This window comes from Bradyrhizobium sp. UFLA05-153 (assembly GCF_054185185.1).
The window spans coordinates 1-11971 of sequence record NZ_JBBIAM010000033.1 but is presented as its reverse complement, the minus strand read 5'-3'; the positions used below and the strand labels follow the sequence as shown (position 1 = coordinate 11971).

Below are 11971 nucleotides of genomic sequence, written 5' to 3'. Positions count from 1 at the left end.
CTCATGCCAGATAGTGCCCCGCAACAACTGCTCCATCTCGTCATCGGCGGCGAGCTCGTCGACCTCGAACACAACACATTCAAGAACCTGGACGACGTCGAGATCGTCGGCCTCTATCCGAACTATGCGACCGCTCACGCCGCCTGGCGGGCCAAGGCGCAAAGCACGGTCGACAACGCGCAGATGCGCTATTTCATCGTCCATCTCCACCGGCTGCTCGACCCGGGTCAAGAACCGAAGCCGGCGCGTTGAAGAGACTGCTTCGCAATACGCTGCGAAGCAGCTTCGTTCAGCGTGCCGCCGGTTTCCTGGCGGCCGAATATCTGCGTCTGGTCTGGCTGACCAACAAGTTCACGTTCGATCCGCCCGACGTCTACGGCCAGGTTGAGCCGCGGATCCCGGCGATCTTCGCCTTCTGGCACGGCCAGCATTTCCTGACGCCGTTCATCAAGAACAAGGAGTCCTACCGGGCCAAGGTCCTGATCTCCCGGCATCGCGACGGCGAGTTCAACGCCATCGCGGTGGAGCGGCTCGGCATCGGCACCATCCGCGGCTCCGGCGACCATGGCGGCGCTTTCCACCGCAAAGGTGGCGTCGGGGCCTTCAGGGAAATGGTGCAGGCGCTCGAGGACGACTATAATGTGGCACTGACCGCCGATGTCCCGAAGCGCGCGCGCGTAGCCGGACTCGGCATCATCATGCTGGCACGGGAATCGGGGCGGCCGATCATGCCTTTCGCGATGGCGACCAGCCGCTTCATCCGGCTCAAGAACTGGGATCGTACCACCATCAATTTGCCATTTGGGCGAGGCGCATTGGTGGGCATCAAGGAAATCAACGTCCCGCCGGACGCCGACGCCGCCACCATGGAGGCGCTGCGGCAGGAGCTGGAGGAGACGTTGAACGAAGCGACCCGCCGCGCCTATGCCCAACTCGGCCGCCCGGAACCGGACCATGCCTAATTCGCTGCCGATGACGCTGCGGATGTACCAGCGGCTGTCGACCGGCCTGGTGCCGCTCGCGCCTGCGCTGATCAAGCGCCGGCTCAAGCAGGGCAAGGAGGATCCGGCCCGCGTCGGCGAGCGGCGCGGCCTCAGCGACGACGTGCGGCCGCACGGCCCGCTGGTCTGGATTCACGGCGCCAGCGTCGGCGAGGTGCTGGCCGCAGCCGCGCTCGTCCAGCGGCTGCGCGACCTCAATTTGCGCATCCTGCTGACCTCAGGCACGGTGACCTCGGCCGCGGTGGTGGCAAAGCGCTTTCCGCCCGACGTCATCCATCAATACGTGCCGTATGATTCGCCACGCTATGTCGCCCGCTTCCTCGACCACTGGCAGCCGTCGCTCGCTTTGTTCATCGAGTCCGATCTGTGGCCTAACCTGATCCTGGCGGGCGCCGCGCGGCGCGTGCCGATGGTCCTGATCAACGGGCGGATGTCGCCGCGCTCCTTCCCGCGCTGGCGGCGGGTGCAGGGCACGATCTCGGCGCTGCTCTCCAGGTTCGACATTTGCCTCGCGCAGTCGAAGACCGACGCAGAGCGCTTTGCCGCGCTCGGCAGCCAGAACGTCGCGACCACGGGCAACCTCAAGCTCGACGTGCCGGCCCCGCCCGCCGATCCCGCAAAACTCGAGCGGCTGATGGCGGTGACGCGGGGACGTCCCATCATCGTCGCGGCCTCGACCCATCCGGGCGAGGACGAGATGCTGATATCGGCGCATCGCACGCTCGCCGGCTTCTTTCCCGCGCTGCTGACAGTGATCGTGCCGCGTCATCCGGATCGCGGCTCGTCGATATCGGGGTTGATCACGGCCTCGGGCCTGAAGCCGGGCCAGCGTTCGCGCGAGGAGCTGCCGACGGCTGCGACCGACGTCTATGTCGCCGACACCATGGGCGAGCTCGGCCTGTTCTACCGCCTGTCGCCGATCGTGTTCATGGGCGGATCGCTGATCCGGCATGGCGGCCAGAATCCGATCGAGGCGATCAAGCTCGGCGCCGCCATCGTCCACGGCCCGCATGTCTTCAACTTCACCGACGTCTATGAGGCGCTCGACCAAAGCGGCGGTGCGCGCGCGGCCGAGACGCAGGAGGCGCTGGTGAAGCAGCTCGGCCAGCTGCTCGCCGATCCCGCCGTACGCGACAAGATGCAGCGCGCAGGCCATGGCGTGGTCGAGCGGCTCGGTGGCGCGCTGGATCGCACGCTCGTGGCCCTCGAGCCCTATCTGCTTCAGCTCCGGCTCGAGATGGGAGCCGCCAATGCGTGAGCCGGCCTTCTGGTACCGGCCACGTTCGTTCAAGTCGCATTTCTTACGGCCGCTCGGCGCGCTCTATGGCGCGGTCGCGGAGCGCCGCATGATGCGCAAGGGCTTTGATGCCGGCATTCCCGTGCTCTGCGTCGGCAACTATCATGTCGGCGGCGCCGGCAAGACGCCGACGGTGCTGGCGCTGACCAAATTGCTGCGCGCGCTCGGCGAAACTCCGGTCGTGCTGAGCCGCGGCTATGGCGGGCGCTTGCAGGGCCCCGTGATGGTCGACGCTGCAAGGCACAGCGCGGCGGATGTCGGCGACGAGCCGCTGATGATGGTGCGCGAGGTGCCGGTTGTCGTGGCGCGCGATCGCCTCAGTGGCGTCGCGCTTGCGAAATCGCAAAGCGCGACCGTGATCCTGATGGACGACGGCTTTCAGAATCCGCGCCTGCAGAAGGATGCCTCGCTGATCGTGATCGACAGCGAACGCGGCATCGGCAACGGCAAGGTGTTTCCCGCAGGCCCGCTGCGCGCGCCGCTGAAAATGCAGATGTCGCGCACCGACGCACTTGTTCTGATCGGCGACGGTGAGGGCGCGGACGGCGTCGCCGCCGAGATCGCCGCGCACGGAAAACCGGTGCTGCGCGCGCGCCTGAAACCGGAAGCTGCATCGGTGGCGCAGCTGTTCGGCAAACCGGTGCTTGCGTTTGCCGGCATCGGCGATCCCGAGCGCTTCTTCCGCAGCTTGCGCGCCTGCGGCATCGACGTCGCGCGCACGCGTCCCTTCGCCGATCATCACATGTTTTCGAAGGCCGAGATCGACGCGATGGTGGATGAAGCAAGACGCGAGCAGCTCACGCTCGTCACCACCGAGAAGGACCTCGCGCGTTTGCGCGGCATGGCGGGCCTTGCCGCCGACATCGTGCCGTTCGCCGTCACGCTCGAATTCGGCGACGCGCCAGGGCTGCGCCGTTTCGTCAACGACAGCCTGTTCAAGGCAAGAGAGAGCCGGTTCGGCGGACGATGATTTGTAGGGTGGGTTAGCCGAAGGCGTAACCCACCGCTTTTCCTGACGCGCGGAAAGCAAAGAGGTGGGTTACGCTTCGCTAACCCACCCTACGCAGCGCCCATTCAGGCGACGTTCATCGAATGCTTCCTATCGATGCAGGCTCGAACAGGAGTATTCGCGTGAAGCTGTCGTCCATCGCCGTTGCCGCCAGTCTCGAATGTCTGATCGTTGCGTCCGTGTCGGCGCAGACGTCATCGCCGCAGGCGGCTGCGCCGGGCAGCCAGACGAGCACGGTGCCGGTTCCCGCGACCAAGCGTGTCACGTGCCTTGCCACGACGCAGAGCCTGAAGGGCCAGGACAAGCGCGACCAGATGCAGCTTTGCATGGCGCAGGCGCGCCTCGACTGCCTCAAGCAGGCGATCGATCAGAAGGTCGTCGGCGAGCCCAGGAAGGATTTCGTGAAGAGCTGTGTGGGGATGGAAAGTGCGGAGCAGTAGATGCGGTCCGCGGCCATCACTCCTGCGACTTCAGCGCGCGCGGAAAATGCCGTTGCAGCACGGCGGTCGGTTGGGCGTAGGCCTCTTGCAGGTCGACGCTCCAGTATTTCAGCTCGTCGAGCGGGATCCGCGTGTCGGTCACGGCGCAGCGCACATAGGTCCCCGGCGAGATGACGCGGAAATCGCCGTCCAGATATTGCACCTGCGCTTCGCCATGGCCCGAGGGGCCGAACTTGTTCAGCACGGTCGATCGTCTCCGTGGAAGCCCGCGTGAGGGGCGTGATGTCTGAATTTCGATCTAGCATAGATAGGGTCGCTTGTCCGCTCGTCAAACCCACCGATTTGTGATGTTTTGCGGGCATTTCCGCATGATAACTCTGCGGCGAAGGATCGTTGGTCCCGGTCCGCTCATGACCTGGCAGTCTCCGATGCGCCTTCTGTTCACCGTTCTCTTCGCAATGCTCCTGATGTCGGCCGCGCGCGCCGCGCCCGCGCCGCAGGCGATCGAGATTCCGCTTGGCTCGGGAACACTGCACGCGCAGCTCTACAAGCCTGACGGCGATGGCCCGTTTCCGACCGTGATCGCGCTGCATGGCTGCGGCGGCCTCGGCGGCCATTCCGATCCCGTGCTGCCGCGCTACCGCGACTGGTCCGAGCAGCTGCTCAAGGCCGGCAATGCGGTGCTGTGGCCCGACAGCTACGGCTCGCGCGAGCTCGGGCCGCAATGCCGTGTCAAGGAAGTGCGCGTCAAGGCGCGGCGCGAGCGCGTTGCCGATATCGCGGCGGCGCGCGGCTGGCTGATGAAGCAGCCCTGGGTCGCGCGCGACCGCGTCAGCCTGATCGGTTGGGCCAATGGTGCCAGCGCACTGCTCTGGGCCGTGCGCCCGCAAAACTCCGGCCGTGACGGTGCGCCGGATTTTCGCGCCGCGATCGCGTTCTATCCGGACTGCCGCATCTCGGCGGGGCTCGGCTGGAGCACGCGCGTACCGACGCTGCTGCTGATCGGCGGCAAGGACGACATCTCCTCGCCGCCGGCCTGCCGCCAGATGGTGGACGGCGCCTATGGCCGCAGCGCGCTGGCGCGCATCGTGGTCTACCCCGGCGCCTATCACGATTTCGACCTCGCCAACCTCCCGCTGCACGCGCCGGCCACGAGCCCCGACGTGGCAACGCCCGATCGCGGACATGTCGGCACCGACAACGAGGCCCGCGCGGATTCGCAGAAGCAGGTCGCGGAGTGGCTGGCAAGGTGAGGGAGCTGCGTAGGGGCTACAAGCTACGCGCTGGTTCCCCAAGCGGGGCCGCCCCGAGGAACAACGTCGTAGCGGACAGCCCCGCATCGACCACCGCCCTGCACAGGTCGTCATGGCCGACAGCGTAGAGCTACGGATTGCGCGCGACGCCGGTTTCAGCGCAAATCCTGCGGCAACCTGTCATAGTTCGACCATGATATCCGCTAAACGCCATTCATCATGATGAACCGCTTCTTCCTGCTCTCCTCCGCGCTGGTCGTCTTCACCATCGCGATCCTGCTGTTCGAGGCCCACGCCGGCGCGCCGCTGGTCACACCGGAACATTGCGGCTTCTGGACCACGATCGACGCGGGATTGTCCTGCCGGTAGGGGCGGCTGCGCGCCCCAATATGACCAGAGCGGCTTAAGGCGTGTGCTTGAGGCCGGCGCGATCCGCACTCTCTCGTCATCGCCCGGCTCGACCGGGCGATCCAGTACCCCAGAGACGGTGACGAATACGGAGAGGCCGCGGCGTACTGGATTCCGCTTTCGCGGGGAATGACAGCTGTGGGCGGGGAGGCACCGTTCACAGCAAAACCGAGCGACGCCGCCGTTCCTAAAACAAACTGCCCTGATCCACCGGCTTTGCCATGCGCTTCGGCGCCGGCTTCGCCTCGCGTGATGCCGCCTTGGGCTGCGCGCGTGCCTCAGGCGCCGGCCGATCCACATCCGCCGTCGCACCGACCCGTCCATCCGCAAACTCGATCTCGACGCGCGCACCCGGCCCGATCGCAACCGCGGCATGTACGGGATGTCCGGCCTCATCGCGCACCAGCGCAAAGCCGCGTGCGAGCACGCCGCGATAGGACAGCGCGGAGAGCAGTTTTCCGCTGTTCTCGACGCGGGCATCGAGCCGCTGCAGCAGCGTCGTCAGCGCGCGGCTCGCGCGCTCGGAAAGGCGATGGGTGCGCTCGCGCTGGCGGGCGATCGTATTGCGCTGCGCCTGCGCATTGGAGAGCTTTGAGGCGCGTAAGCGAACCTCGAGCCCGGCAAAGCGGTCGCGCCGCCGTCGCAACAAGGATCGCGCGGACAGCCCAAGTCGCTCGCCGCACACCGTGAGGCGATGATCGGCCTGCGCGATCTGGCCGTGCAGCACCCGCAGCGTCAGCCGCGCGCTGGTCGCGGCGAAACGGCGGAAATGCGCATGGGTGTTGGCCTTGAGCCCGCGGGGCAGGGCGGCGCCCGCCGAATCCAGCCGCTGCCGCGGGATCGCCAGGAGATCGCTTGCCGCAGGCAATGCGCGCGCAGCGGCGCGCAGCTCGTTGCGGCGGCTCTCCTGGCCGCGCTGCCAGCAGGCGCGGGTACGCCGCGCGAGATCGGCGACCTCGACGAACAGATCGCTGCGCACCGGCACCGCCATCTCGGCGGCCGCCGTCGGCGTCGGCGCGCGCTTGTCGGCAGCGAAATCGATCAGCGTGATGTCGGTCTCGTGGCCGACTGCCGAGATCAGCGGGATCATGCTCTCGGCCGCTGCCCGCACCACGATCTCCTCGTTGAACGACCAGAGATCCTCCAGCGAACCGCCGCCGCGCGCCACGATCAAGACGTCGGGCCGCGGAATCTTGCCGCCCTCCGGCAGCGCATTGAAGCCGCGGATCGCGGCCGCGATCTGCTCGGCCGAGCCTTCGCCCTGCACCTTGACCGGCCACACCAGCACGCGGCGGGGAAAGCGGTCCTCGAGCCGATGCAGGATGTCGCGGATGACGGCGCCGGTTGGCGATGTCACGACGCCGATCACCTCCGGCAGCCAGGGCAGGATTTGCTTGCGCGCCTCGTCGAACAGGCCTTCGGCGGCAAGCTTCTTCTTGCGCTCCTCCATCAGCGCCATCAGCGCGCCGATGCCGGCCGGCTCCAGCGCCTCGATCACGATCTGGTATTTCGAGGAGCCGGGGTAGGTGGTGAGCTTGCCGGTCGCGATGACCTCGAGGCCCTCCTGCGGCTTGAAGCGCATCCGCCCGTGCACGCCCTTCCAGATCACCGCCTCGATCTTGGCGCTCTCGTCCTTGAGCGCGAAATAGCAATGCCCGGAGGAATGGGCGCCGCGAAAGCCGGAGATCTCGCCGCGGACCCGGACGTGGCCATAGGTCTCCTCGACCGTCCGCTTCAGGGACAATGAGAGCTCGGAAACGGTGAATTCGGGTGTGTTGAGCAGGGGTTCCGCTGATGGCATCGGCAAACGATTCGGCATTTGGGGATCGAAACTCAAACTAGGGATTTTCGCATCCAAGCGCCAATCGGGTAATTGACTCAAAAGAGTACTCTGTAGTATAGAGTTCTCTATTGATGATGAGTCTAACGGAGCTTGAGCCATGGCGATCCGGTTGCTGCGAGGTGCTTTGAGCCTGCTGAAATGGGGCCTGTGTGCGGTTGGCGCCGTTGCGCTGCTGCTGACCGCGCTGATCGCGACTCCGCTGGAGCGGCCTGCCGAGATGCGCTCCGTCTCGGATTCCGCCAAGGGCATCGACTGGTCCACGCTTCCGTCGCTCGAGCGCTTCCAGGCCCGCGACGGCACCTGGCTCGGCTACCGGCATTACGCCCCGAAAGGGCAGGCGAGCGGTGGCGGCGTGGTTTTCATCCACGGCTCCTCCGGCTCAAGCGGCACCGTCAATCACGCGCTGACGGCGGCGTTCGCCGCGCGCGGGGTGGAGACCTGGGCGCTCGACATGCGCGGTCACGGCGCCTCCGGCACGCGCGGCGATATCGGCTATGTTGGCCAGCTCGAGGACGATCTCGTCGATTTCGTCGCACTCGTCCGCAAGACCGCGCCGGACCTGCCGCTCACTTTGATCGGTCATTCCGCCGGCGGCGGCTTCTCGCTGCGTGTTGCCGCGACGCCGATCATGCAGGACATGTTCGTGCGCACCGTGCTGCTCGCGCCCTATCTTGGCTATGACGCACCCACCAACAAGCCGAATTCCGGCGGCTGGGCCAATGCCGACCGGCCGCGCTTCTTCGGCCTCGCGGCATTGCGCAAGCTCGGCATCGATTGCTGCTCGCAGCTTCCGGTCCTCGCCTTCGCCGTGCCACCGAATTACGAGAAGATCCTCGTCTCCACCTATTCCGACCGCTTGATGCGCAACTTCGCCACCCGCGGCTATCGCGTCGATCTGCCCAATGTCACGCGCCCGATGACGATCTTCGGCGCCGCCGACGACGAGATAATGATTTCCGACAAATATGCGGAGGCCGTCCAGGCGGTGAAGCCGTCGGTCGACGTCAAGATGATCGAAGGCATCAACCACATGGGCATCGTCACCAATCCGAAGGCCGTCTCGGCGATCGCCGAAGACGTCGCAACGCGGGGAGCAGGGCAGTCATGATCGACAGCAAGCAGGCCTCCGAAGCGCTGGCCGAGATCGATGACATCGTCCAGCGCGTGCGGCAATCGCGCATCTACGATCTCGCCAGCCTGATGATGATCCTCTGGGGTGGTCTTGTATTCGCGGCGAACGTCGCAACCTATCTCTGGCCGCGCCAGGGCTATTACATCTGGTTTGCGGTCTATGTTTTCGGCATCGCTGGATCGTTTGCCGTCAGCGCGTCCAATAGAGCCAGGACAGGCGTCCGCACCTTCGATATCAGGGCGTTTATTGCTTTCCTACTGCTCGTTGCCTTCGGCTATTTTTGCGCGCTGGTGCTCGGGCACTTCACGCCGCGCCAACAGGGCGCATTCTGGACCATCTATTTCATGCTGTTCTACGCGCTGGCGGGCCTCTGGTTCGGCAACGCCTTCGTAGCGATCGGACTCGGCATCACCGCGCTGACGCTGATCGGCTATTTCTACATCGGCGAGGCCTTTCCGCTGTGGATGGCCTTCGTCAATGGCGGCGGGCTGATCCTCGGCGGCCTCTGGATGCGGCGGAGCTAGCGCCATGGCCGAGCTCGACGAGATCATCCACCAGCCGCTGCGCCTGAAGATCATGGCGGCGCTGAACGCGCTGCCGGCGGCGACGGGCCTTGAATTCTCCCGGCTCAAGAAGCTGACCGGCGCCACCGACGGCAATTTGGGCGCGCATATCGAAACGCTGGCCAAAGCTGGCTACGTCTCGGTGGAGAAAGCCTTCGTCGGCAAGAAGCCGCAGACCACCGTCACCGCGACCGCCTCGGGCCGCGGCGCATTCGCGCGGCATGTGGCGACGTTGCAGGAGATCATTGCGGGGAAGCAGGGTTAGCCATCCCGCCGTCATTCCGGGGCGCGCCCACTTGGGCGCGAGCCCGGAATGACTGCCGGCCCCCTTGAGGCCAGCGCGGATTCGTGCGACCGACGCGTCCAGCACACCCCCGTTTCGAGACTCGCATGCACATTCTCCTGCTCGGTTCCGGCGGCCGCGAACATGCCCTCGCATGGAAGATCGCGGCGTCTCCTCTGGTGACCAAATTCTGGTGCGCACCGGGCAACGCCGGGATCGCCCGCGAAGCTGAATGCATCGCGCTCGACGTCGCCGACCACGTCGCCGTGATCGACTTCTGCAAGACGAATGCGGTCGAGCTTGTCGTGGTCGGCCCGGAAACGCCGCTTGCGGCCGGCATCGTCGATGCTCTTGCAGCTGCCGGCATCAAGGCGTTCGGGCCGAGCAAGACGGCTGCCCAGCTGGAAAGCTCCAAGGGCTTTACCAAGGCGCTGTGCACCGAATTCGGCATTCCAACCGGCGCCTACAAGCGCTTCACCAAGCCTGAGGATGCGCTCGCCTATATCCATAGCCAGGGCGCGCCGATCGTGGTCAAGGCCGATGGCCTTGCCGCCGGCAAGGGCGTCGTGGTCGCCAAGACCATTCGCGAGGCCGAAGACGCCATCGCCATGATGTTCGACGGCGCCTTTGGCGAGGCCGGCGCCGAGGTCGTGATCGAGGAATTCCTGCCAGGCCGCGAGATCAGCTTCTTTGCGCTGTGCGACGGCGAGACGGCCATTCCGCTGGCCTCCGCCCAGGACCACAAGCGCGTGTTCGACCATGACGTCGGCCCGAACACCGGCGGCATGGGCGCCTATTCGCCGACGCCGCTGGTTACGCCGGCGATCCATGACGCGATCATGGCAAGGATCATCCTGCCGACGGTCGCCGGCATGAAGCAGCGCGGCACGCCGTTCCGCGGCGTGCTCTATGCCGGGATCATGCTGACGACGCAGGGCCCAAAGCTGTTCGAGTTCAATGTCCGTTTCGGCGATCCCGAGTGCCAGGTGCTGATGCTGCGCATGATGTCGGACATCGTGCCGGCGCTCCTCGCCTCCTGCGACGGAGAGTTGAAGCATTTTGATCTGCGCTGGTATCCGGAATCCGCGCTCACGGTCGTGATGGCGGCGAAGGGTTACCCCGGCGACTACCAGAAGGGCACCCGCATCGACGGGCTCGACGAGGCCGCTGAGATCGACACCGTCGAGATCTTCCACGCCGGCACGGTGGCGAAGGACGGCGCGATCCTCGCCAATGGCGGCCGCGTGCTCAACGTCTGTGCACTCGGCAAGACCGTGACCGAGGCGCAGGCGCGCGCCTACCAGGCCGTCGACCGTATCAGCTGGCCGGACGGCTTTTGCCGCCGTGACATCGGCTGGCAGGCGGTGGAAGCGGAGAAGGCCAAGATCTGACTGTCGTTTTTCCGGCACGCGCGCATCGGACGCGCGCGTGCCGGCAACCGCCGTGCTACTTTGCATGGGGTTGTTTTCGTCATTTTGGTTAGGGGGCGCCGTGGCCGCTCGTTAAAGCGGGCCGGAAAAGACATTTGAGGGAAGGAAACTCATGTCCGATCTCGCCGACCTCTATCCCGGCTTTGCCTCCGAATGGATCAACACCTCTTCGGGCCGCATCTTTGCCCGCGTCGGCGGCAAGGGGCCGCCGCTCCTGCTGCTGCACGGCTTCTCCGAGACGCATGTGATGTGGCACCGCGTCGCGCCACAGCTTGCCGACCGCTTCACGCTGATCATCGCCGACCTGCCGGGCTATGGTTGGTCGGACATGCCGGGCAGCGATGCGGAGCATACGCCCTACAGCAAGCGCGCGATGGCGAACGCCATGGTCGAGGCGATGGAGCAACTCGGCCACGTGCACTTCGCGCTCGCCGGCCACGACCGCGGCGCGCGCGTGTCCTATCGCCTGGCGCTCGATCATCCCGGCCGGCTGTCGCGTCTTGCCGTGCTCGATATCCTGCCGACCTATGATTACTGGGAGCGCATGAACCGGCAGTATGCGCTGAAGATCTATCATTGGACCTTCCTGGCGCAGCCCGCGCCATTGCCGGAGACGCTGATCGCGAGCAACGGCGAGTTTTTCCTGCGCTTCAAGATGGCCAGCCAGACCAAGTCGAAGACGCTGGCTGCGATCGACAAGCGCGCGCTCGCGCACTACATCGTCCCGTTCCGCGACCCCGCCCGCGTGCATGCGATGTGCGAGGACTATCGTGCCGGTGCCTATTTCGACTACGAGCTCGACAAGGCGGATTTCGAGGCCGGCAAGAAGATCACGATCCCGATGCTCGCGCTCTGGGGCAACGCCGGCATCGCGCAGGCCGCCGCCACGCCGCTCGACACCTGGAAGCAATGGGCAACCAACGTCGAGGGCATGCCGGTGGACTCGGGGCACTTCCTGACTGAGGAAAACCCCGATGTCACCGCAAAGGCGCTGCGCGAGTTTTTCTCGGCTTGAGCCACACTGTCATCGCCCGGCTTGATGTTTAGTCCGGGGACATGGCTGACACCTGTTCGGAGTGCGCCAGGAAAGCTGGCAAAGAATAGGAGGTGAAAGTCCCCCATGGGGTAAGGACTAGCCATCCACCCCGACCCCGAGTGATGCGCGGCGTCCCGCAAGGGCCGACGTGAAGCGTTCACAGGGGAGACCACGGGCCAAGCATTGAGCTGCGAAACGACGATCTCGTTCCGTTGAAGAGAAGGCTGCATCGTCCCATGGCGAATGGCTTGCATGGGAAGAACCTCGCGCAGTCGG

At 65.7% G+C, this 11971-nt stretch carries 14 protein-coding genes; 12 read left to right on the top strand and 2 right to left on the bottom strand.

Annotated features, from left to right (window positions below):
- Positions 1 to 3 precede the first annotated feature (3 nt).
- The 5 genes from Q2941_RS20725 to Q2941_RS20705 all read left to right on the top strand — a co-directional run bounded on the left by Q2941_RS20725 (position 4) and on the right by Q2941_RS20705 (position 3747).
- Positions 4 to 252: a DUF4170 domain-containing protein gene (locus tag Q2941_RS20725; RefSeq protein WP_027525044.1), complete on the top strand. Its 249-nt coding sequence runs from the start codon at positions 4 to 6 to the stop codon at positions 250 to 252.
- Positions 249 to 962, top strand: coding sequence for a lysophospholipid acyltransferase family protein (locus Q2941_RS20720; protein WP_458193578.1), 714 nt, complete (start codon positions 249 to 251; stop codon positions 960 to 962). Before Q2941_RS20725 ends, Q2941_RS20720 begins: the two co-directional genes overlap by 4 nt.
- Positions 925 to 2259, top strand: coding sequence for a 3-deoxy-D-manno-octulosonic acid transferase (locus tag Q2941_RS20715; protein WP_458193577.1), 1335 nt, complete (start codon positions 925 to 927; stop codon positions 2257 to 2259). The genes Q2941_RS20720 and Q2941_RS20715 overlap by 38 nt, the downstream gene beginning before the upstream one ends.
- Positions 2252 to 3268, top strand: a complete 1017-nt coding sequence (gene lpxK, locus Q2941_RS20710) for a tetraacyldisaccharide 4'-kinase (RefSeq protein ID WP_458193576.1) — start codon at positions 2252 to 2254, stop codon at positions 3266 to 3268. The genes Q2941_RS20715 and lpxK overlap by 8 nt, the downstream gene beginning before the upstream one ends.
- A gap of 161 nt (positions 3269 to 3429) precedes the next feature.
- Complete coding sequence (locus Q2941_RS20705; RefSeq protein ID WP_458193575.1) at positions 3430 to 3747, top strand: hypothetical protein; 318 nt, start codon at positions 3430 to 3432, stop codon at positions 3745 to 3747.
- A gap of 16 nt (positions 3748 to 3763) precedes the next feature.
- On the opposite strand, the gene Q2941_RS20700 is transcribed toward Q2941_RS20705, so the two are convergent.
- A complete protein-coding gene (locus Q2941_RS20700) occupies positions 3764 to 3991 on the bottom strand; it encodes a DUF2093 domain-containing protein (RefSeq protein ID WP_027525049.1) in 228 nt (75 codons plus the stop codon).
- A 184-nt stretch (positions 3992 to 4175) separates the two neighbouring features.
- Here Q2941_RS20700 and Q2941_RS20695 point away from each other — a divergent pair, with 184 nt between their 5' ends.
- Both Q2941_RS20695 and Q2941_RS20690 read left to right on the top strand, forming a co-directional pair.
- The gene (locus tag Q2941_RS20695) at positions 4176 to 5000 is read left to right on the top strand and encodes a dienelactone hydrolase family protein (RefSeq protein WP_458193574.1); all 825 of its coding nucleotides are present in this window, start codon (positions 4176 to 4178) and stop codon (positions 4998 to 5000) included.
- 219 nt (positions 5001 to 5219) lie between these two features.
- Complete coding sequence (locus tag Q2941_RS20690; protein ID WP_458193573.1) at positions 5220 to 5369, top strand: hypothetical protein; 150 nt, start codon at positions 5220 to 5222, stop codon at positions 5367 to 5369.
- A 226-nt stretch (positions 5370 to 5595) separates the two neighbouring features.
- Here Q2941_RS20690 and xseA read toward each other — a convergent pair whose 3' ends face one another.
- Entirely contained in the window at positions 5596 to 7209 is a 1614-nt protein-coding gene (gene xseA / locus Q2941_RS20685; RefSeq protein ID WP_458193572.1) for an exodeoxyribonuclease VII large subunit, read from the bottom strand.
- Between the two features lie 139 nt (positions 7210 to 7348).
- Between xseA and Q2941_RS20680 the strand changes: the two genes are divergently transcribed.
- The 5 genes from Q2941_RS20680 (at position 7349) to Q2941_RS20660 (ending at position 11674) form a co-directional block, all read left to right on the top strand.
- Complete coding sequence (locus Q2941_RS20680) at positions 7349 to 8359, top strand: alpha/beta hydrolase (RefSeq protein WP_458193571.1); 1011 nt, start codon at positions 7349 to 7351, stop codon at positions 8357 to 8359.
- A complete protein-coding gene (locus tag Q2941_RS20675) occupies positions 8356 to 8907 on the top strand; it encodes a hypothetical protein (RefSeq protein WP_458193570.1) in 552 nt (183 codons plus the stop codon). Before Q2941_RS20680 ends, Q2941_RS20675 begins: the two co-directional genes overlap by 4 nt.
- A 4-nt stretch (positions 8908 to 8911) precedes the next feature.
- On the top strand, positions 8912 to 9211 hold the full coding sequence (locus Q2941_RS20670; RefSeq protein ID WP_027523040.1) for a winged helix-turn-helix domain-containing protein: 300 nt from the start codon (positions 8912 to 8914) through the stop codon (positions 9209 to 9211).
- Between the two features lie 125 nt (positions 9212 to 9336).
- Positions 9337 to 10620 (top strand): phosphoribosylamine--glycine ligase, encoded by a 1284-nt coding sequence (purD, locus tag Q2941_RS20665; RefSeq protein WP_458193569.1) that lies wholly within the window; start codon positions 9337 to 9339, stop codon positions 10618 to 10620.
- A 151-nt stretch (positions 10621 to 10771) separates the two neighbouring features.
- On the top strand, positions 10772 to 11674 hold the full coding sequence (locus tag Q2941_RS20660; protein ID WP_254110887.1) for an alpha/beta fold hydrolase: 903 nt from the start codon (positions 10772 to 10774) through the stop codon (positions 11672 to 11674).
- Positions 11675 to 11971: the final 297 nt, after the last annotated feature.